This window comes from Pseudomonas sp. PD9R (genome assembly GCF_019200975.1).
In the GTDB taxonomy this organism is placed as follows: domain Bacteria; phylum Pseudomonadota; class Gammaproteobacteria; order Pseudomonadales; family Pseudomonadaceae; genus Aquipseudomonas.
Window position 1 is genome coordinate 391,562 of sequence record NZ_JAHTMR010000002.1, and the last position, 18,971, is coordinate 410,532.

The window sequence follows — 18,971 nt, forward strand, 5'->3', positions numbered from 1 at the left end:
GCCGTTGAAACCTATCGGCGGACGGGCCGTGTTTTTATCGCGGCGTGCACGACCTGCGACCTTTGCAAAGGCCAGCGCCGGGCAGTTATCCATGAATAGGAAACAGGAAGTTGAGATGAGTACAAATCGATCGGGCCGTTTAACTGCCGATGTGATCACGGACGACGGCTTATTGGAGTTTCGCGTGACACAAGGGCTTTTTTGTTACGACAGGCCAGGCCTTCATTGCATAGAGGCCAATGACGGGCAAGGGAAAGAGTTCTACGTCAATTTGCCGGTAGGCGTTGAGAGTGGTCGTTTCAGTCTGGGATTAAGTGAGCGCTCGCCAATGATCATCCATGTCACAGGCAGCTCCGAGGCGGAGTTGTACCGAGGCCGGTTGGAGTTGACGGTGGGCGGGGATGCGCAGTTTGCGGGCCGCTTTAGCGGGACAGATGCCGACGGCCTGGAAGTGAGCAACGGCAGCTTCAGGCTGGAGCACGACGCGAGCGCCTGACTCATGTAGGAGCTGCCGCAGGCTGCGATCTTTTGACTTTTTAAACAAGATCAAAAGATCGCAGCCTGCGGCAGCTCCTACAGGGTTATTTCAGGTTGCCGCTGAGGAACTGTTTCAGACGTTCGCTCTTCGGATTGCCCAGTACGTCCTCCGGCGCGCCTTCTTCCTCGACAAGGCCCTGATGCAGAAACAGCACCTGGTTCGACACCTTGCGGGCGAAGCTCATTTCGTGGGTAACCATGATCATGGTCCGGCCTTCTTCGGCCAGGCCCTGGATCACTCTGAGCACTTCACCCACCAGTTCCGGGTCAAGCGCCGAGGTCGGTTCGTCAAACAGCATGACTTCCGGTTCCATGGCCAGCGCGCGGGCAATGGCTACCCGTTGTTGCTGTCCGCCGGACAGGAATGCCGGGTACTGGTCCGCCACGCGCGCGGCCAGACCGACCTTGTCGAGGTAGCGCCGGGCACGGTCTTCGGCTTCCTGCTTGCTGCAACCCAACACCCGGCGCGGGGCCATGGTGATGTTCTCCAGCACCGTCATGTGGCTCCACAGGTTGAAGTGTTGAAACACCATGGCCAGACGGGTGCGGATGCGCTGCAGTTCATCGGCGTCGGCCACGTGCATGCCGTGGCGATCCTTGATCATGCGGATCGCCTGGCCATCGAGGCTCATGGCGCCGTCGTTGGGTTGTTCGAGAAAGTTGATGCAGCGCAAAAAGGTACTTTTGCCCGAGCCGCTGGCGCCGATCAGGCTGATGACGTCGCCGGTGTTGGCCTTGAGCGAAACGCCTTTGAGCACCTCATGATCGCCATAGCTTTTGTGCAGGCCTTCAATGGTCAGTTTGTACATGGAGCATGCATCCTCAAGGCGAAAGTAGGTAGCCGCTGCGATAGGCTTCGGTGCCCGCGACGTGGGCGATCACCATGCCGGCAGTGGCCATGCGGCGCAGCGAACGTGCGTACATCAAGCCGGCGGCGGTGCAATGGACAGGGGTGACGCGATCACTGATCGGGTCGATGATTTCGGCGACCAGTTGCCCGGCTTCCAGGTATTCCCCCGGCAGCGCGGTGAACACCAGCAGCCCGCCGACCGGCGTGGCCACCGGTTCGACGCCGGCCAGCGGTGTGGCCGGGTAGGGCAGTTCGGGCAGTGGTGCCGGTTCGCCGGCAATCGCGCCAAAGTGGATCAGGTAGTCAATCAGTGCCTGGCAGTCGAGACTGGCCAGCGGGTGATTGACGTCGCCCTGACCGCGCAGTTCGACGGTGACTGAAAAACTGCCTGGAGGAATATCGAAAAGCTCGCCGAAGCGTTCTTTCAACTGCCACCAGAGCAGGGTGAAGCATTCGTCGAACGACTGCCCGCCAGAATCGGTGGCCAGCAGACTGGCTTCTGAGCCGATGTAGCGGGCCAGCGGTTCGACCTGCGGCCAGGCATCGGGCGTGGTGTACAGGTGCGCGACGGCTTCGAAATCGCAATGCAGGTCCAGCACCATGTCGGCATCGCAAGCCAGTCGTTGCAGGGTCAGGCGCTGGGATTGCAACTGGGTGCTGGCGGTCTGCCGCGCCAGTGCATGGCGCAGGCTGCTGCGGATCAGTTCGAGGTTGCGTTGCGGATCGTCGCCGAGCTGGCCTTCGATCTCGTTACCGACCTCTTCGCTCAAATCGACGAACCAGCGGTTGAAGTTCTGACCGCTTTCCAGCTCGTATCGGCCCAGCGGTACATCCATCACTACTTGTTCCAGGCCGATGGGATTGGCCACCGGCACCAGAACGATTTCGCTGCGCAAGCGGCCGGCAGCTTCGAGCTCCGCCAGGCGTTGCTTGAGATGCCAGGCCACTAGCATGCCGGGCATTTCATCGGCATGGAGCGACGCCTGAATGTAGATTTTTCCGTTGGCCGGCTGCGGGCCGAAGTGAAAACTGTGGACCTGTCGTGCGGTCCCCGGCAGCGGGGCCAGCAGGTCATGTTTCTGGTGGCGCATGTGCAAAAGGTCCTAGTGGGTCGGCCCGAGGAAGGCCAGCCATCGGCGTTCGGCGAGGCGGAACAGGCCGACCAGCGCAAAGGTGACGGTCAGGTAAATCAGCGCGGCGATGCCGAACGACTGGAAGGTCAGGAAGGTTGCCGAGTTGGCGTCCCGAGCAACTTTGAGAATATCCGGGATGGTCGCGGTGAAGGCCACGGTGGTCGAGTGCAGCATCAGAATCACTTCGTTGCTGTAGTACGGCAACGAGCGACGCAGCGCCGAAGGCATGATCACGTAGGCATACAGCTTCCAGCCTGTCAGGCCATAAGCCTTGGCCGCTTCGACTTCGCCGTGATTCATGCTGCGAATCGCCCCGGCAAAAATTTCCGTGGTGTAGGCGCAGGTGTTCAGGGCGAACGCGAGGATGGTGCAGTTCATGGCGTCGCGGAAGAAACTGTCGAGCAACGGTTGCGCACGCACGGCGGCCAGGCTGTAGATCCCGGTGTAGCAGATCAGCAGTTGGATATAGAGAGGCGTGCCGCGGAACAGGTAGGTGTAGAACTGCACTGGCCAGCGAATGTAGAAGTGCGGTGACACCCGGGCAATCGACAGCGGGATCGACACCACAAAACCGAAGAAAATCGACGCACTGAGCAACCACAGGGTCATGGCCAGGCCGGTGATGTGGTAGCCGTCGGTGTAGAGGAACGGTTTCCAGTATTCCTGCAAGAGCTCGATCATCGTACGGCCTCCCGGGAACCGGCGGCGTAGCGGCGTTCAAGCCAGCGCAGGACGAAGTTGGATGCGCTGGTGATCAGCAGGTAGATCACAGCGGCAAGCACCAGGAAGTAGAACAGTTGATAGCTGCTTTTGCCGGCGTCCTGGGCTGCCTTGACCAGGTCGGCTAGGCCGATGATCGACACCAGTGCGGTGGCCTTGAGCATCACCATCCAGTTGTTACCGATACCCGGCAGGGCGAAACGCATCATCTGCGGGAACACCACGATCCAGAAGCGCTGGCCGCGTTTGAGGCCATACGCGGTAGCGGCTTCGACCTGACCCCGTGGTACCGCGAGGATCGCGCCGCGGAAGGTTTCGGTGAAATACGCACCATAAATGAAGCCCAGGGTGATGACCCCGGCGCTGAACGGGTTGATCTCGATGTATTCCCATTCCATGAAGTCGGTGAACGACGTCAACCAGGTTTGCAGGCTGTAGAAAATCAGCAGCATCAGCACCAGGTCCGGCACGCCGCGAATCAGCGTGGTGTAGAGCTGGGCAGGCACGCGCATCAGTTTGACTTTTGACAGTTTGGCACTGGCACCAAGCAGACCGAGCAATACGGCCACCAGCAGCGACAACGCCGATAATTTGATGGTCATCCAGGTGCCTTCCATCAGCAGCGGACCGAAGCCCTTCAAGCTGAAGGCTGAGAGCCCCAGATTTTGTAATAGGTTTTCGAACATAAATCAGCAACCTGATCGGATGAAAAAAGCGCCCATCGCGAGATGGGCGCCGGGCATTATTTGCCGCTGAACAGATTCAGATCGCCAAAGTGTTTCTTCTGAATGGTGGCGTAGGTGCCATCATCGTGTAACGCTTTGATACCTTTATCCAAAAGTGCTTTCAGCTCTTTGTTACCTTTCGAGATACCGACAGCCGTTTTGGCTGGCAGCAGAGGATCATCCACTGGCTTGCTGACTTCGTAATCGGCACCTTGTGGCGACTTCAAAAAGCCCAGTTCAGCTTGCAGCATGTCCTGAATCGAAGCGTCCAGACGACCGGAAGTCAGGTCAGCATAGACCTGGTCCTGGTTGGCGTAGGCCTGAGTGGTCACGCCAGCCTTGTCCAATACGGCCTTGGCATAAGCTTCCTGGATAGTGCCCTGCTCGTAACCGACCTTTTTACCCTTCAGCGAAGCGGTGTCGGCAGTAATGCCGGAACCTTTCTTGAACACGAAGGAAGTCGGGCCGGAGAACAGCTCGCTGGAGAAGTCGATGACTTTTTCGCGGGCCGGGGTGACGGTCATCGAAGAGATTACACCGTCGAATTTATTGGCTTTGAGGCCAGGAATCATACCGTCGAAATCACTTTCAACCCATTTGCACTTAACTTTCAGCTCGGCGCAGATTGCGTTCCCCAGATCGATGTCGAAGCCCACCAGGCTACCGTCGGCCGCTTTCGACTCGAACGGTGCGTAGGAAGGGTCAACGCCAAAACGCAGTTCTTTATATTCCTTTGCCAGCGCAGAGCCAGCAGCTACGCACAATGCCAGTGCAGAAAGGGTCAGCAATGCTTTTTTCATTATTCAATCCCTAAGAACCAATATGAGCGCTTGTGGCGCAGAATTATTGTTACTGGTAAGCGTAAGTCCTAATGAAAGTAGCAATTTCCGAACCAGAGTGCCGAACAAGCGTTTTAAAAGGTGTTCAGGAAATTGCCGGATGCGATTAGTGCACGAAAACGGGCGGCGTGAAAAGCCCGCACTGCTTTGGATCGGGTCGATACGACTTCCTGTGGTGAGGGAGCTTGCTCCCGTCCGGCTGCGAAGCACTCGTAAACGCCACCAATGAAGTTTGACTGAGGCATCGTGTGTTGAGACTTTTAGGGCCGCTTCGCTGCCCAACGGGAGCAAGCTCCCTCGCCACAGGGGAAAGGTTATCTAAGTAAGTCCTGCAGCGTGCCGAGATGATCGGCCTCTTCGACGGACTTGTCCTGGCGCCAGCGCAGCATCCGCGGAAACCGCACCGCGATGCCACTTTTATGGCGCTTGGACAAGGCTATCCCTTCAAACCCCAATTCAAACACCAGGCTCGGTTTCACGCTGATCACCGGGCCGAATTTTTCCACGGTGGTTTTTCGCACAATACTGTCGACCTGGCGCATTTCTTCATCGGTCAGCCCCGAGTACGCCTTGGCGAACGGCACCAGTGCGCGTTCGCGGGCGTCAACTGGAGCGTCCCACACCGCAAACGTGTAATCGCTGTAGAGACTGGCCCGGCGTCCATGGCCGCGTTGTGCATAAATGAGCACGGCGTCGACGCTGAACGGGTCGACTTTCCATTTCCACCAGACGCCCATGTCCTTGGTGCGACCGACGCCATACAGTGCCTCTCGGGCCTTGAGCATCATGCCTTCGACGCCAAGACTGCGGGAGGCCTCCCGCTGTCGGGCGAGGTCGAACCAGTCCGCGCCGGTCAGCAATGGCGAAGCGAGTAACACAGGGTTGCCGGCGTCAGCGATGACCTGTTCCAGTTGAGCGCGACGCCGGGTTTGGGGCTGACTGCGCCAGTCTTCGCCTGCCCATTCCAGCAAGTCGTAGGCGAGGATCACCACGGGCACGTCAGTCAGGATTTTTTTGCTGAGGGTTTTGCGGCCAATCCGCTGCTGCAACAAAGCGAAAGGTTGTACGGCGGGGGCGGCCGGCGCTTGGGGATTGAAGGCATCTTCGGTTTCCGGCGGCGATGCTTTCCAGGCAACGATTTCCCCATCAATCACCGTGCCGTCCGGCAGGCAGTGCACAAGGCTCTCAAGCTCGGGAAAACGTTCGGTGACCAGTTCTTCACCCCGCGACCAGATCCACAGTCGCCCGTCGCGTTTGACCACTTGGGCGCGGATGCCATCCCACTTCCACTCGATTTGCCAATCGCTGGCGGGGCCGAGCAAAGTTTCGAATTGTTCGACCGGTTGCGCCAGGGCATGAGCGAGGAAAAACGGATACGGCTGACCGCCGCGCTGCGCATGTTCGTCGCCGGATTCAGGGGCGATCAGCTTCAAGTAACTGGCTGCGCTCGGGCGATTGGACAGGTCGGTATAGCCCACCAGGCGCTGGGCCACGCGTTTGCTGTCCAGGTGCGCCATGGCTGCCAGTGCCCGTGTCACCAGGAGCTTGGAGACCCCGACGCGGAAACTGCCAGTGATCAATTTGATACAGAGCATCAGGCTGGAACGGTCCAGTTGCGCCCAGAGCATGGGCAGTCGTTCGGCAAGCACTTCAGGGGATTCGCCACGCAATGGCAGCAGTTTGTCTTCGATCCACACCGCCAGTCCGTCGACTGAACGGTGGGGCGTTTCGGGCAACACCAGCGAAATGGTTTCCGCCAGATCACCCACCGCCTGATAACTCTCTTCGAACAACCACGGTGACAGCCCGGAATACGCCACTGCCAGTTCACGCAGGACGCGCACTGGCACCAACTGCCGGGGTCGCCCACCCGACAAAAAGTACACCGCCCATGCGGCATCTTCCGCGGCGGCGCGAGAGAAGTAATCTTGCATGGCGGCCAGTTTTGCATTGCTCGACGTGGTGGCGTCGAGTTGTGCGTACAACTCGGCGAACGCTTTCATGAGGGCGTCTCGGTGCTGATGGCGGCGCTTTCTTCCTCATCGTCCCCGTACTCGGTACTGAAGCCCTGCGCATCGAGACCTTGCTCGCGCAGGTGCCGCACCAACACCGCGACAGAACCGTGAGTGACCATCACCCGTTCGGCGCCCGTCTGTTCGATGGCCCAGAGCAGCCCCGGCCAGTCGGCGTGATCGGACAACACGAAGCCGCGATCCACGCCACGTCGCCGGCGTGTACCGCGCAGGCGCATCCAGCCGCTGGCAAACCCGTCGCTGTAGTCTCCGAAGCGGCGCATCCAGGTACTGCCGCCGGCCGATGGCGGCGCAATGACCAAGGCCTTACGCAGCAGCGGGTCGTTCTTGTTGATGTCGCCAGCGTAGATCGTGGGAGGTATGTAAACACCGGCCTCGCGGTAAACGCGGTTCAGCGGCTCGACCGCACCATGGGCCAGGATCGGGCCGAGGCTTGAGTCGATGCCGTGCAGGATGCGTTGGGCCTTGCCGAACGAGTAGCAGAACAACACGCTGGCCTTGTCTTCGGCGGCGTTGGCTTGCCACCACTGATTGATCTCGGCAAACACCTGTGCCTGGGGTTGCCAGCGATAGATCGGCAGGCCGAAGGTCGATTCGGTGATGAAGGTGTGGCAGCGCACCGGCTCGAACGGCGCGCAGGTGCCATCGGGTTCGATTTTGTAGTCACCGGAGGCGACCCAGACTTCGCCACCGTATTCCAGGCGCACCTGGGCCGAGCCCAGCACATGGCCGGCGGGGTGAAAGCTCAGGGTCACGCCGTGATGCAACAATCGCTGGCCATACGCAAGCGTTTGCAGGTTGATGTCCTGACCCAGTCGTGCCCGCAGAATTCCTTCGCCGGGCGCCGCCGCCAGATAATGTTGATTGCCGGTGCGCGCATGGTCGCCATGGGCATGAGTGATGACTGAACGCTCGACCGGCCGCCACGGGTCGATGTAGAAATCGCCGGCGGGGCAGTACAAACCTTCGGGACGCGCGATCACGAGATCCACGTTGCTAACCAAGTGGCGGGGCTTGTTAGCTAGGAGGTTGGCGTGGGGCGGGAAGTTCTATCTGTTTTTAAGGGATAAAAGCTAAAAGATCGCAGCCTGCGGCAGCGCCTACGGGTTGAACGCATGTCCACTGTAGGTGCTGCCGCAAGCTGCGATCTGTTGATCTTGCCTTTTGAGTTACTTGCCCGGTGTCAGGGTCAAACGCGTTTTGCCATACACCTTGTCGAAGTTCTCCGGCTGCATTGGCAAACTCATGTACTGACCCTTCAGCCACGGCTCGATGCTGTTCAGGTAGTTCGGGCTGGCCGGGTTGCCGGACTGCCCGGTGGCGTTCTGGCCCATCAGCGGTTCGGACTGGCCGAAGTCGACGATAAAGCGCATGGCCGGCACCAGCGTAGTGTTGAAGTCCTGACCCCAGGCGAACGCGGCAGTATTGAGCGTGGTGTGATCGCCGCCAGCTGGCAATGGCCCGCGAACCGTCTGGCCACTGCTGTTCTTCCATTCATAGCGGTGCAGTTTGCCCCACTGCCAGGCTTTGTGATCGCCGCCCAACAGTCTGTCCCCGGCGCTGATCGCCGCGGCCAGGCTGCGAGCGAGGATCGCCGGTTTGTCTTCTTTCTGCGCGGTGCGCACGTCATCCCAGAACGGGCTGTCTTCACGGCCCAGCAGGTGATCGGCCTGTGCGGCGTAGGACAACTTGCCGTTGGCAATGAAGGCTTTCCATGCCGGGCTGCTTTCCGGACCCAGTTCGTCGAGGAAAATCTGCTGGGTGCTTTCCTGCAGGAACAGTTCGTAGATCGCTGCGTCAGCGGAGGTCGGGCTGAGTTTGCCGTCGAACGCCATCAAACGGGTCAGCGCCTCGCGCGCCTTGTCGCGATCCGCCACGGGCAGCGCCTCAATGGCCTGCTTGAGCGGCTGGGACATGCCCGGTGCTTCAAACATTTTTTTCAGTTTGGCGGCGAAGGTGGTGGTCTGGTCGTACTGCATGGCGATCAGGCTGCGGGTGTCATGTTTGCCCACGCCGGCCAGTTCGGCCATGCGTTCGCCACGTTCCGGAGCCGACCACGAATTGGACAGTTGCATGCCATAGCCATGGGGAATGACCCGCTGGTTGGCGGTGCCGAGCCAGCCTTGGGCCGGGTCCTGATCGTACGGGTGCAGCATCGGGTCGGCGTAACCGTCCCAATCGTAACGACCTTCCCAACCCGGCGACGGCAACAGGCCTTCGCCTTCACGGCGGTTCGGGTAGCGGCCGGTGACTTGCCAGCCAATGTTGCTGGCATCGGCAAACACCAGGTTCAGCGCGATGGCGCGGATTTCGCGGCTGGCGTCCGATGCCCGCTCGACGTTCTGTGCACGGGAAAGGTCGAAAAACGCGTCCAGAGATTTGTCGTCGGTGAAACTCGGTGTCTGCAGGGCCAGGCCGAAACCGTTGCCCTGCGCCAAACCTTGAGCGCTATTAAGCAGCGGGCCGTGACGGGTTTCATAGACGGCCTCGCGAATCGGCCGCTGGCCTTTGACGAAGTACGTTTCGTTGCGCACGATCGCCGGCTGCCATTTGCCGCCGGTTTCGTAGGCCAGGCCATTGCCCTGGCGTTTGATTTTCTCCAGGAACAGGTCCTGGTTATCGCCCATGACGCTGGTCGTGCTCCACGCCACTTTGCCGTTGAACCCGCCGAGCACCATCGGCAAACCGGCGATGGTCACGCCGGAGGCCTGATACTTCGGTGCGCGAATCTGCACGTAACTGAACAGCGACGGCACGCCCATCGGGCCATGGCTGTCGCTGGCCAGCAGGCTTTTGCCACTGCGGCTGCGTTGCGGGGAGATGGCCCAGTTATTCGATGAGGTGGCGCCCAACAGGTTCATGTCAGAGAGCTGATTGGTGGCTTTGTTGATTTCCGCCAGCCCCGGCACTTGCCCGTTGAGCTTGATGCCTTGCAGCTTTTCACTTTCGGCCAACGGTAGTTTTTCGTCGGGCGCGGAGGGGGTCAACCACGGCAGTTTGTCGGGGGTCACCGTTTGGGCCAGCACCAACGCGGAAATTTCTTCAGGCAGGTTGGCGGACTGGCTGAAGTTGAGCAGGCAGAAAATCAGCGCCGAATCTTCCGGTTGCCAGTATTCAGGCTTGTAGCCAGTCGCGACCAGGTCGGCCGGCAGCTTGTCGCGGAAACGGAACAAGTAAGCGTTCACCCCGCGGGCATAGACTTCAAAAAAGCGCTTGAGGCGCGGCGAAGACGCCTTGTACAGCTCGCCAGCGCTTTTCTTCAGATTGACCGCACGCATGTAGCGGTCGGCGTCCAGCAAGTCCGAACCGTGCATTTCGGCCAAACGGCCTTGGGCCAGCAAGCGCAGGGTGACCATTTGTGTGATGCGGTCGCTGGCGTGCACATAACCGAGGGTGAACAGCGCATCGTGGAAGGTGCTGCTTTCGATCAACGGCATACCCATGGCGTTGCGTCGCACCGAAACGTTCTGCGCCAGGCCCTTGAGCGGCTGAACCCCGGAAGTCGGCGCAAGGGTGTCCTGGGCATTGAAGTTCTGACAACCGGTCAGGCTCAAAACACCCGCAACTGCTGCGGCAACGCCGAACCGGGGAAGAAAATGTGTAAGGGCTGGCGAGGCCATGGCAAAGCTCCTGCGGGGGTAATGGCGCGATAAAGCCGCTACGTTAGTGAGCAGGCGATGGCCGCGCAAGCGGGGTACAAAGTTATTTCAGGATTTGTCGGATAAACCGAAAAGATCGCAGCCTGCGGCAGCTTCCACAGGGCATCACATTTCACTGTAGGAGCTGCCGCAGGCTGCGATCTTTTGATCTTCTTGCCAGTTGCAACGGCGAATGCTGAAGTGCGGCTCATCCAATGTACCGGGAGGAAAGGTCAGCATGGAGCTCAAGTCAAACGCAGCACTGATCATCATCGATCAACAAAAAGGCATCCTTCACCCCAAACTCGGCCGGCGCAACAACCCCCACGCCGAGGAACGCATGCTCGCCCTGTTGAGCCACTGGCGCTACAGCGAGCGGCCGGTGATCCACGTGCAGCACTTGTCCCGTTCCGAAAACTCGGTGTTCTGGCCGCAGCAGTCTGGGGTGGAGTTTCAGGAGCGGTTTGTGCCATTGCCTGGCGAACAACTGATTCAAAAACAGGTGCCGGACGCGTTTTGTGCGACGGGGCTGGAAGCACGATTGCGTGCGGCGGGGGTTGGGCAGTTGATCATCGTGGGCGTGGCGACCCACAACTCGGTGGAGTCCACGGCGCGATCGGCGGGCAATCTGGGGTTTGACACGTGGGTTGTGGAGGATGCGTGCTTTACCTTCGACAAGACGGATTTTTTCGGCAATGCCCGTTCAGCCGAAGAGGTGCATGCGATGTCGTTGGGGAATTTGCATGGGGAGTATGCGACGGTGGTCAGCGCTGCGCAGATTCTGGCGGAAGATTGAACGCCTGTAGGCGCGAGGCTTGCCCACGAAAGCGAATTTTCAAGTCCATCGATGTTGAATGTTCTGCCATCTTCGCGGGCAAGCCTCGCTCCTGCAGGAAACTGGCTTGCTCGCAAAGGCGATTCAACGGGCGAAGAAATTCTTCGCCCGAAGCATCAAGCGCCGTGGCACTTCTTGAATTTCTTGCCGTTGCCGCATGGGCAAGGATCGTTGCGGCCGACGTCTTTCAAGGCGTTGCGCACCGGTTCCTGGTGGGCGTGGCCGCAGTTCGGGCCGTGGACATGGCCGTGGTCGTGATCATGATGGTCATGATCGTGGTTGCAGTCAGGGCCATGGACATGGGGTTGCTGGGTCATCGGGGTTACTCCGGAATTAGATCGGCGGGGATTATCACGCCATTACGCGCCAGGTGCACGTAGTGGGCGATGAATAAACCGGTTTCCATTTCACCTTCCAGACGATAAGGGATGCGCTGCTCGGCGGATTTCAGTTGTTTGACGAGATCCCTGACCTTGGGCCACAGGTTGGTACGGATCGGCACTTTGTACAAACCGCTGCGCTTGGGACCCACGGTCATCCAGTGTTCATGTTCGCCTTCGGCCAGCAGAATATCCCCAAGATGAATACGATATTCCAGGCCGCGCACTGTCAGGTCGCTGTCGTTGGGATTATCAATGCGAAAGTGCAGCACAAACTTTTGCTCCAGCAGCTTGGCTCGCACGACTTCAACCCTGACCAGATGCACTTCGGGGTCGGGCTCATCGTCGCTGAACCACGACGCACAACCGCTGAGTCCCAGTAACAGGAGCAAGGCGAGGGTCTGTAAAGCGTGTCGTTGGCGGGTCATGGCGAGTTTCTCCCTTGAAACCCAGTCTAGCCCTAAAAGATCGCAGCCTTCGGCAGCTCCTACAGGTTTGCGCGATCTTGTGTAGGAGCTGCCGACGGCTGCGGTCTTTTGACCTTAACTGCCGAAATACCCCGAACAACACTTCTTGAATTTCTGCCCGCTGGCGCAAGGGCAGGCGTCATTGCGTCCAATGTCGAGTGGCACGGTAGGATCGATGAAGTACCAACGTCCGGCGTTCTGCACGAACGACGAGCGCTCGCGGTGACTGTGCTCGCCGCTGCCATCGTGCCAGCGCGCGGTAAAGGTTACGAAAGCATGCTCCGGTTGACCGCCAAGGACTTCGGAACTTTCTACTTCAAGACCCAGCCAGGTGCTCTGGGCACTCCAGTCGCTGATCGATTGCCGATCGAGACCTGTCTGCTGGGCGGGCAGGGTGGTCGCCACCAGATAATCGATCAGGCCAAGCACATAGGCGCTGTAGCGCGAGCGCATCAGGGCTTCGGCGCACGGCGCCGGGTGACCGGCATGGTAATGGCCGCAGCAGGCATCAAGGAGGGTGCCGCTGCCGCAAGGGCAAATGGATGTACTCATTGCGTTACCACCAATATTTCCCGAAGTTTTCCGGATTGGCCCAGAACCGCGAATTGAGCCAGTCGGGTACTTGTTTGTAGTCAAGCAGATCATAGGTGAACAAGGTCAGCACTTGATCGTCGCGCTGGAAACGTTCGCTGGCTTGCAGGGCCAGGGAGAAAAAATCCGTTTCCTGCCAGCCGCTGGCCGGCAAGTCCGCCAGCACCGCGATGCGACTGGCATTGAGGTTGCGGATACCACCGAGCAAATTCAAACCGTCGCGCTTGGGCAGGTGTTCGAGGCAATCGACCACCAGTGCCAGATCAAACCGGCGCGCTGCCAACTCTGCCGGCAATGCCCCGGGTGCCGCGTGGGCCACACAGCTGTCCGGGTGCGCGAGCTTGAACGCTTCGAGCGCGGGGAACTCGCTGGCACCAATCAACAGCAGGCGCGGCGGGGCATAACGGTCCAGCAAAGCGGCCAACGCCTGTTGCGGCGTGCGCGAAGAAATACCTGCAATCATCAAAGATCCTCAATCAGATGTGCCAAGACTAGCCTGCCCGCCAGTTCGAGCCTAGAGCGGGTTTTACGTAAAAATGACGATCAGTCGTGAACACGGGACAAAACAGCAATGGCCTATTGCTGGCGGAGATTAAAACTCCGGTCTTTACTCCCTGAATCGGTTCTAAGCCGATCCTTCAGGAGAAAACTAGATGAGCATAGTTCGGACAGCATTACCCCTGGTTCTGCTAACCAGTGTGTTGACTGGTTGCGCAGGTTTGCAGAAAACCGACTGGCCGACCTGTGCGGCCGTTGGTGGTGTCGTAGGTGCGGGTCTCGGTGCAACCGAGAGTTCGTCCTGGGCTGGTTATGGCGCGCTGATTGTCGGCGGTACGGCGGCGGCTTATTGCTGGGTTCACGGTGATGGCGACGAAGACGGCGATGGTGTGCCGGATAGCCGCGACAAGTGCCCGGGCACGCCTCATGGCGTGAAAGTCGATGCCGATGGTTGCCCTCCACCAGCACCTGCTCCAGTGGTTGAAGAGGCCGTGGTGGTCAAGGAAGAAACGATCGTCATCCGCGATGTTCACTTCCAGTTCGACAAAGCAACCCTCACTGAGTCTGACAAACAAGTGCTCGATAAAATCGCCACTCGTTTGAAAGCCGAAGCACCTACTGCTCGTTTGACCGTTACCGGCCATACCGACAGCGTGGGCAGCGATACTTACAACCAGAAACTGTCGGATAAACGCGCCCACTCGGTGGTTGAGTACCTCATCCATGAAGGCGTGCCGCGCAGTAACTTTGTGTCTGTTACCGGTGCCGGTGAAAGCCAGCCGGTTGCCGATAACAAAACCGCCGACGGCCGTGCACAAAACCGTCGTACGGAAATCAAAATCAACCGTTAGATCCCTTGCATCCGCGGCTTGTGCAGTCGCGGATGCGGGTCTTTACTCCTGTGTAACCGGCATTGGCCGGTGACACAGGAGCTTTCAAAATGACCAACCTCACACGGACCGTCTTGCCGGTTCTGCTGCTTGGCAGCCTGTTGACCGGTTGCGCTACTCACAGCGATGGCACTGCCCCCCTCAATCAACGAACCTGGCCCATCTGCAGCGTCATTGGCGGACTGGTCGGCGGAGGCCTGGGCGCTATCGAAAGTGGCGGTTGGGCGGCCGGTGGAGCGGCCCTCGGTATTTTGACCGGTGGTTTGATTTGCTATGCGCAGGATGGCGACGAAGATGGCGACGGCGTGTTCGACCGCCGTGACCGTTGTCCTGACACCCCCGCCAATACGCCGGTCGATCATCGCGGTTGCCCGCTGCCGCAATACCCGGCCAGCGTGAAACCTGCCGAACCTGTGCAATCTGAAGTCATCACCTTGAGCGATGCCGGCGACGTACTGTTTGCCTTCAACCGGTCGGAGCTGACGCCCACCGCGAAGAGCAAGCTGGATTCGATCATGGGCAAATTGCAGGACGCCGACGTAGTGAGCATCAAGGTGGTCGGCCATACCGACAGTGTTGGCTCGGATGCCTACAATCAGGCGCTCTCGGAACGTCGCGCCAGCAGCGTCGCCGAGTATCTGCTGAGCCAGGGTGTGGCGCCGAACAAAATCACCAGCGAAGGCAAGGGTGAAAGTCAGCCGGTGGCCGATAACGAAACAGATGAAGGGCGCGCGAAAAACCGTCGCGTGGAGTTGCATATCAATCGCTGAACCGCGCAGTAGAGCCGTCGGGCGATGATGAGCATCGTTGCGGCGGCCGTTCGGCGATCTTCATGAAGAATTTTCGGTTGCCCTCTGGCTTATCCCGCGTGGAAGTCGTTACTGTGCGCGCAAACAATAATTCTCATCGGGGGCGTGTATGAAGCTGTTATGGGGGCTGGGGAAGCTGTTGACCCTGCTGTTCTGGCTGGTGGTGCTGGTCAATCTGCTCACGCCATTCATCTATCCGCTGCACGTGTTGGTCAACCTGGCCGGCAGCTTGTTGGCAACCCTCCATCTTCTTGAAGCGCTGTTTTGCTATCGCAGCCTCCGAGGTCGTGCCCACCCTTGGCTCGATCGCCTGAAGATTGTCTTTTTCGGCGTTTTCCACCTGCAAACCATTCCGGCTCCGACCGCACCGAAGGCTTCCCATGCGTAAACTCTGTCTGCTCGCCGTATTTATCAGTCCATTGGCCTGCGCTCAGGTGGTAAGTGTCGAAACCAACTCATTGATGCGTTTGCCCAACACCGCCAGCACCTTGCAACTGGAACGTCTGGAAGTGGCCGATTACGGCACCTTGCTGATTCCCTCGAACATCACCGAAGTCTCCGTCGGCGAGCTGCATCTGGGCCGTGACGCGCGGATCGCGATCGTGCCCGGCGAGCAGGCGCTGGAGCTGAAGGTCAGCCGTGCCCAATTGTCCGAGGGCAGCCAGATCACCGCGCGCGGGGCGCCCGGGACTTACCAGAGGGCAGCTCGTTCCGGGCGCAATCTGAATTTGCAGATCAAGACATTGAACGCGCCGCAATTGCTGGTAGATGCTCGCGGTGGTGCGGGTGCGCCAGGATTTGTCGGCCTCGACGGTGCCAATGGTCAGGCGCCCGGCTGCACGTGGGGCCAGGCGGGTCGCGGTGCCGATGGCAGCGATGGCAGTAACGGTCAACCCGGCGCGCCGGGCGCATTAGTGAAACTGGCCGTGCCGCACGATTTCCCGGCCGAGCAGATCAAGGTTCAGGTAGCTGGCGGTGCCGGTGGCCTGGCCGGGCCTGGTGGCAAACCGGGGGCGGGTGGTAAAGCCAAGGGTTGCTTCGTCTACAAGGCCGATGGCGGCAAGAGCGGCAAGCCGGGCGTCGACGGCCAGGCGGGGCCTGCTGGCGCGCCGGGTTCGGTGATTGTGCAGCGGTTGTAAACTGTTTCTTGAACGACGGTTTCCGTGTAGGAGCTGTCGCAGGCTGCGATCTTTTGATCTTGTTTCTTAAAGGCAACATCAAAAGATCGCAGCCTGCGTCAGCTTCTACAGAGGGAATTGCCTAGAACATCGGCCGAGCCGCAGCGATCGCCACCAGCACCAATCCAACAATCAGATTAATCCCGACCAACCGCCGAATCCGCCCCAGCACCGCAGCCCCCGCCGGCCAGTCCTGCGCGGTGACCGCCGTGCGCAGTTCCGGCAGCATCAGCGCCTGAATCCGGATAAACAGCGCGGTCATCACCACATACAGCCCCATCATCACCTGCACATAGCGCGGTGCGGTTTCAAAACCGTTGAAGTGCAGATGAAGCATGCCCACGCCACTGATCGGCAACAGCACCACCGCCACCCATACCCAGCGAAAAAAACCTTGAAACACTTCTACCCACAGCTTCAGCCGGGCGGGGCCTTCGAGTGCCTTCACGGCCGCGGGGCGCAAGACCATCCAGGCGAAAAACATGCCACCCACCCAGACCAGTGCGGCGAGGACATGCAGGCTATAAACAAGGCTAAAAGCGGTCATTGAGGTACTCCGTTCTGCGCGGGATTAATTAGCGGGGTATGATAGCGGCCGAACCGAACCACTGAAAATTTATCCAGCGTTTTTTGCGCCCGACAATCCATGATCAGCACCGAACTCAAAACCACGATCCAGGGCGCCTATTCGCGTTTTCTTGAAGCCAAGAGCCTCAAACCGCGCTACGGCCAACGCCTGATGATCGCCGAAGTTGCCAAAGTCCTCGGGGATATCGACACCGACGACGAAGGCCGGCGCAGTGGCGACCCCGCGATAGTCGCGGTGGAAGCCGGCACCGGTACTGGCAAGACCGTGGCCTACAGCCTGGCGGCCATCCCCACCGCCAAGGCCGCTGGCAAACGCCTGGTAATCGCCACGGCCACCGTCGCCCTGCAAGAACAGATCGTCTACAAGGACTTGCCCGACCTGATGCGCAACAGCGGGTTGAACTTCACGTTTTCCCTGGCCAAGGGCCGCGGGCGCTACATGTGCCTGTCCAAGCTCGATATGTTGCTTCAGGAAGGCCACGCGCAAACCGCCACCGCACAGTTGTTCGAAGAAGAAGGTTTCAAGATCGAGGTCGACGAGGCCAGTCAGAAGCTGTTCACCAGCATGATCGAAAAACTCGCCGGCAATAAATGGGACGGCGACCGCGACAGCTGGTCCACCGCTCTGGAAGACGCCGACTGGGCGCGCCTGACCACCGATCACAGCCAGTGCACCAACCGTCATTGCCCTAACTTCGGCCAATGCGCCTTCTACAAGGCCCGCGAAGGCATGGGCAAGGTCGACGTGATTGTCACCAACCACGACATGGTGCTGGCCGACCTGGCGCTGGGCGGCGGCGCGGTGCTGCCGGACCCGCGTGACACCATCTACGTATTCGACGAAGGCCATCATCTGCCGGACAAGGCTATCGGCCACTTCGCCCATTACACGCGCCTGCGTTCCACCGCCGACTGGCTGGAAACCACCGCCAAGAACCTCACCAAACTGCTGGCGCAACATCCGTTGCCCGGTGATCTGGGCAAGCTGATCGAGCAGGTGCCGGAACTGGCGCGGGAGATCAAGACCCAGCAACAGTTCATGTTCACCGCGTGTGAGCAGGCCGCCGATTTCAAACCCGGTGAAGACGTCGAAGGCCGCGAGCGGCCACGTCACCGCTTTGTCGGCGGGGTGATTCCCGAGCACATGCGCGAAATGGGCATCGAATTGAAGAAGGGCTTCGCGCGCCTGACCGACCTGTTCACCCGTCTCACCGATCTGCTCAAGGAAGGCATGGACGGCGAGGTCAACATCGGCATCGCCAGCAATCAGGCGGAAGAGTGGTATCCGCTGTTCGGCAGCCTGTTGTCGCGCTCTTCGGGCAACTGGGAGTTGTGGACCGCGTTCACTGTTGAAGACCCGGAAGACAATCCGCCGATGGCACGCTGGCTGACACTGGCCGAAAGCGGTTCGCTGTTTGACATCGAGGTCAACGCAAGCCCGATCCTCGCGGCGGAAATGCTCCGTCGCAACCTCTGGAACGTGGCGTACGGCTGTCTGGTGACCTCGGCGACATTAACTGCTCTTGGTACGTTCGACCGCTTTCGCATGCGTGCGGGCCTGCCGAAAAAAGCCGTGACCGCCGTAGTGCCGAGCCCGTTCCATCACGCCGACGCCGGCGTGTTGCGGGTGCCAAACCTGAACGCCGATCCCCGTGATGCGGCGGCCCACACCGCCGCAATCATCCGCGATCTGCCGGATCTGGTCGAAGGCTCGCGGGGCACCCTGGTGTTGTTCTCTTCGCGCAAACAGATGCAGGACGTGTTTGATGGCCTGGACCGTGACTGGCGCAAGCAAGTGTTCATTCAAGGCAACCTGTCTAAACAGGAAACCCTGAACAAGCACAAGGCGCGGGTCGATGGCGGCGATTCCAGCGTGCTGTTCGGGCTGGCGAGTTTTGCCGAAGGGGTCGACTTGCCCGGCGCGTATTGCGAACACGTGGTGATCGCCAAGATTCCGTTCTCGGTGCCCGATGATCCGGTCGAAGCGGCGCTGGCCGAGTGGATCGAAGCGCGGGGCGGCAATCCGTTCATGGAAATCTCCGTGCCGGATGCCTCTCTGAAACTGGTCCAGGCTTGCGGTCGCTTGCTGCGCACCGAAGAAGATCGCGGCACCATCACCCTGCTTGACCGACGCCTGGTCACCCAGCGCTATGGCAAGGCGATCCTCAACGCGTTGCCGCCATTTCGACGTGAAATTTCCTGATACACCGGTGGGCAAATCTGCCCACCGCGTTGTCTACCTCTCTGCCATCGCTTTTCC

The 18,971-nt window shown here is 59.7% G+C and carries 20 protein-coding genes; 7 read left to right on the forward strand and 13 right to left on the reverse strand.

Annotated features, from left to right (window positions below; translation table 11 throughout):
- Nucleotides 1–115 precede the first annotated feature (115 nt).
- A complete protein-coding gene (locus tag KUF73_RS06250; RefSeq protein WP_256345426.1) occupies nucleotides 116–496 on the forward strand; it encodes a hypothetical protein in 381 nt (126 codons plus the stop codon).
- Between the two features lie 85 nt (nucleotides 497–581).
- On the opposite strand, the gene KUF73_RS06255 is transcribed toward KUF73_RS06250, so the two are convergent.
- The 8 genes from KUF73_RS06255 to KUF73_RS06290 all read right to left on the reverse strand — a co-directional run bounded on the left by KUF73_RS06255 (nucleotide 582) and on the right by KUF73_RS06290 (nucleotide 10,457).
- Nucleotides 582–1,346: an ABC transporter ATP-binding protein gene (locus tag KUF73_RS06255; RefSeq protein ID WP_218437176.1), complete on the reverse strand. Its 765-nt coding sequence runs from the start codon at nucleotides 1,344–1,346 to the stop codon at nucleotides 582–584.
- A 13-nt stretch (nucleotides 1,347–1,359) separates the two neighbouring features.
- Nucleotides 1,360–2,478 (reverse strand): succinylglutamate desuccinylase/aspartoacylase family protein, encoded by a 1,119-nt coding sequence (locus KUF73_RS06260; RefSeq protein WP_218437177.1) that lies wholly within the window; start codon nucleotides 2,476–2,478, stop codon nucleotides 1,360–1,362.
- Nucleotides 2,479–2,490: 12 nt separating this feature from the next.
- A complete protein-coding gene (locus KUF73_RS06265; protein WP_218437178.1) occupies nucleotides 2,491–3,201 on the reverse strand; it encodes an ABC transporter permease in 711 nt (236 codons plus the stop codon).
- Entirely contained in the window at nucleotides 3,198–3,926 is a 729-nt protein-coding gene (locus KUF73_RS06270; protein ID WP_218437179.1) for an ABC transporter permease, read from the reverse strand. The genes KUF73_RS06265 and KUF73_RS06270 overlap by 4 nt, the downstream gene beginning before the upstream one ends.
- 56 nt (nucleotides 3,927–3,982) lie before the next feature.
- The gene (locus tag KUF73_RS06275) at nucleotides 3,983–4,765 is read right to left on the reverse strand and encodes a transporter substrate-binding domain-containing protein (protein WP_218437180.1); all 783 of its coding nucleotides are present in this window, start codon (nucleotides 4,763–4,765) and stop codon (nucleotides 3,983–3,985) included.
- Nucleotides 4,766–5,118: 353 nt separating this feature from the next.
- Nucleotides 5,119–6,807 (reverse strand): ATP-dependent DNA ligase, encoded by a 1,689-nt coding sequence (locus tag KUF73_RS06280; protein ID WP_218437181.1) that lies wholly within the window; start codon nucleotides 6,805–6,807, stop codon nucleotides 5,119–5,121.
- On the reverse strand, nucleotides 6,804–7,829 hold the full coding sequence (locus tag KUF73_RS06285; protein WP_218437182.1) for a ligase-associated DNA damage response exonuclease: 1,026 nt from the start codon (nucleotides 7,827–7,829) through the stop codon (nucleotides 6,804–6,806). Before KUF73_RS06285 ends, KUF73_RS06280 begins: the two co-directional genes overlap by 4 nt.
- A gap of 177 nt (nucleotides 7,830–8,006) precedes the next feature.
- The gene (locus KUF73_RS06290) at nucleotides 8,007–10,457 is read right to left on the reverse strand and encodes a penicillin acylase family protein (protein ID WP_218437183.1); all 2,451 of its coding nucleotides are present in this window, start codon (nucleotides 10,455–10,457) and stop codon (nucleotides 8,007–8,009) included.
- A 256-nt stretch (nucleotides 10,458–10,713) separates the two neighbouring features.
- Between KUF73_RS06290 and KUF73_RS06295 the strand changes: the two genes are divergently transcribed.
- A complete protein-coding gene (locus KUF73_RS06295; protein ID WP_218437184.1) occupies nucleotides 10,714–11,271 on the forward strand; it encodes a cysteine hydrolase family protein in 558 nt (185 codons plus the stop codon).
- 155 nt (nucleotides 11,272–11,426) lie between these two features.
- Here KUF73_RS06295 and KUF73_RS06300 read toward each other — a convergent pair whose 3' ends face one another.
- From KUF73_RS06300 to KUF73_RS06315, 4 genes are all read right to left on the reverse strand, one after another.
- On the reverse strand, nucleotides 11,427–11,627 hold the full coding sequence (locus tag KUF73_RS06300) for an SEC-C metal-binding domain-containing protein (protein ID WP_034146774.1): 201 nt from the start codon (nucleotides 11,625–11,627) through the stop codon (nucleotides 11,427–11,429).
- A gap of 5 nt (nucleotides 11,628–11,632) precedes the next feature.
- Nucleotides 11,633–12,118 carry an LEA type 2 family protein gene (locus tag KUF73_RS06305; RefSeq protein ID WP_218437185.1) on the reverse strand — a complete coding sequence of 162 codons (486 nt, stop codon included), beginning with the start codon at nucleotides 12,116–12,118 and terminating at the stop codon, nucleotides 11,633–11,635.
- Nucleotides 12,119–12,232: 114 nt separating this feature from the next.
- Nucleotides 12,233–12,709, reverse strand: a complete 477-nt coding sequence (locus tag KUF73_RS06310) for a YchJ family protein (protein WP_218437186.1) — start codon at nucleotides 12,707–12,709, stop codon at nucleotides 12,233–12,235.
- Between the two features lie 4 nt (nucleotides 12,710–12,713).
- Complete coding sequence (locus KUF73_RS06315) at nucleotides 12,714–13,211, reverse strand: DUF6231 family protein (RefSeq protein ID WP_218437187.1); 498 nt, start codon at nucleotides 13,209–13,211, stop codon at nucleotides 12,714–12,716.
- A gap of 190 nt (nucleotides 13,212–13,401) precedes the next feature.
- On the opposite strand from KUF73_RS06315, the gene KUF73_RS06320 reads away from it, so the two are divergent.
- The 4 genes from KUF73_RS06320 (at nucleotide 13,402) to KUF73_RS06335 (ending at nucleotide 16,084) form a co-directional block, all read left to right on the forward strand.
- Nucleotides 13,402–14,097, forward strand: a complete 696-nt coding sequence (locus KUF73_RS06320; protein ID WP_218437188.1) for an OmpA family protein — start codon at nucleotides 13,402–13,404, stop codon at nucleotides 14,095–14,097.
- Between the two features lie 89 nt (nucleotides 14,098–14,186).
- Nucleotides 14,187–14,906 carry an OmpA family protein gene (locus KUF73_RS06325; protein WP_218437189.1) on the forward strand — a complete coding sequence of 240 codons (720 nt, stop codon included), beginning with the start codon at nucleotides 14,187–14,189 and terminating at the stop codon, nucleotides 14,904–14,906.
- 148 nt (nucleotides 14,907–15,054) lie between these two features.
- The gene (locus KUF73_RS06330; RefSeq protein ID WP_218437190.1) at nucleotides 15,055–15,333 is read left to right on the forward strand and encodes a DUF1145 domain-containing protein; all 279 of its coding nucleotides are present in this window, start codon (nucleotides 15,055–15,057) and stop codon (nucleotides 15,331–15,333) included.
- Nucleotides 15,326–16,084, forward strand: coding sequence for a collagen-like protein (locus KUF73_RS06335; protein WP_218437191.1), 759 nt, complete (start codon nucleotides 15,326–15,328; stop codon nucleotides 16,082–16,084). Before KUF73_RS06330 ends, KUF73_RS06335 begins: the two co-directional genes overlap by 8 nt.
- 121 nt (nucleotides 16,085–16,205) lie before the next feature.
- Here KUF73_RS06335 and KUF73_RS06340 read toward each other — a convergent pair whose 3' ends face one another.
- Complete coding sequence (locus tag KUF73_RS06340) at nucleotides 16,206–16,670, reverse strand: CopD family protein (RefSeq protein WP_218437192.1); 465 nt, start codon at nucleotides 16,668–16,670, stop codon at nucleotides 16,206–16,208.
- Between the two features lie 99 nt (nucleotides 16,671–16,769).
- On the opposite strand from KUF73_RS06340, the gene dinG reads away from it, so the two are divergent.
- Nucleotides 16,770–18,914, forward strand: a complete 2,145-nt coding sequence (gene dinG, locus KUF73_RS06345; RefSeq protein ID WP_218437193.1) for an ATP-dependent DNA helicase DinG — start codon at nucleotides 16,770–16,772, stop codon at nucleotides 18,912–18,914.
- The last annotated feature ends 57 nt before the right edge of the window (nucleotides 18,915–18,971 follow it).

Excerpts from the sequence above, each read along its gene's own strand:
- KUF73_RS06270 (WP_218437179.1), bottom strand. The coding sequence starts at position 3,926 with ATGTTCGAAAACCTATTACAAAATCTGGGGCTCTCAGCCTTCAGCTTG.
- KUF73_RS06250 (WP_256345426.1), top strand. The coding sequence starts at position 116 with ATGAGTACAAATCGATCGGGCCGTTTAACTGCCGATGTGATCACGGAC.
- dinG (WP_218437193.1), top strand. The coding sequence starts at position 16,770 with ATGATCAGCACCGAACTCAAAACCACGATCCAGGGCGCCTATTCGCGT.
- KUF73_RS06335 (WP_218437191.1), top strand. The coding sequence starts at position 15,326 with ATGCGTAAACTCTGTCTGCTCGCCGTATTTATCAGTCCATTGGCCTGC.
- KUF73_RS06255 (WP_218437176.1), bottom strand. The coding sequence starts at position 1,346 with ATGTACAAACTGACCATTGAAGGCCTGCACAAAAGCTATGGCGATCAT.
- KUF73_RS06340 (WP_218437192.1), bottom strand. The coding sequence starts at position 16,670 with ATGACCGCTTTTAGCCTTGTTTATAGCCTGCATGTCCTCGCCGCACTG.
- KUF73_RS06330 (WP_218437190.1), top strand. The coding sequence starts at position 15,055 with ATGAAGCTGTTATGGGGGCTGGGGAAGCTGTTGACCCTGCTGTTCTGG.
- KUF73_RS06310 (WP_218437186.1), bottom strand. The coding sequence starts at position 12,709 with ATGAGTACATCCATTTGCCCTTGCGGCAGCGGCACCCTCCTTGATGCC.
- KUF73_RS06320 (WP_218437188.1), top strand. The coding sequence starts at position 13,402 with ATGAGCATAGTTCGGACAGCATTACCCCTGGTTCTGCTAACCAGTGTG.
- KUF73_RS06290 (WP_218437183.1), bottom strand. The coding sequence starts at position 10,457 with ATGGCCTCGCCAGCCCTTACACATTTTCTTCCCCGGTTCGGCGTTGCC.
- KUF73_RS06300 (WP_034146774.1), bottom strand. The coding sequence starts at position 11,627 with ATGACCCAGCAACCCCATGTCCATGGCCCTGACTGCAACCACGATCAT.
- KUF73_RS06275 (WP_218437180.1), bottom strand. The coding sequence starts at position 4,765 with ATGAAAAAAGCATTGCTGACCCTTTCTGCACTGGCATTGTGCGTAGCT.
- KUF73_RS06260 (WP_218437177.1), bottom strand. The coding sequence starts at position 2,478 with ATGCGCCACCAGAAACATGACCTGCTGGCCCCGCTGCCGGGGACCGCA.
- KUF73_RS06265 (WP_218437178.1), bottom strand. The coding sequence starts at position 3,201 with ATGATCGAGCTCTTGCAGGAATACTGGAAACCGTTCCTCTACACCGAC.
- KUF73_RS06325 (WP_218437189.1), top strand. The coding sequence starts at position 14,187 with ATGACCAACCTCACACGGACCGTCTTGCCGGTTCTGCTGCTTGGCAGC.
- KUF73_RS06315 (WP_218437187.1), bottom strand. The coding sequence starts at position 13,211 with ATGATTGCAGGTATTTCTTCGCGCACGCCGCAACAGGCGTTGGCCGCT.
- KUF73_RS06305 (WP_218437185.1), bottom strand. The coding sequence starts at position 12,118 with ATGACCCGCCAACGACACGCTTTACAGACCCTCGCCTTGCTCCTGTTA.
- KUF73_RS06280 (WP_218437181.1), bottom strand. The coding sequence starts at position 6,807 with ATGAAAGCGTTCGCCGAGTTGTACGCACAACTCGACGCCACCACGTCG.
- KUF73_RS06295 (WP_218437184.1), top strand. The coding sequence starts at position 10,714 with ATGGAGCTCAAGTCAAACGCAGCACTGATCATCATCGATCAACAAAAA.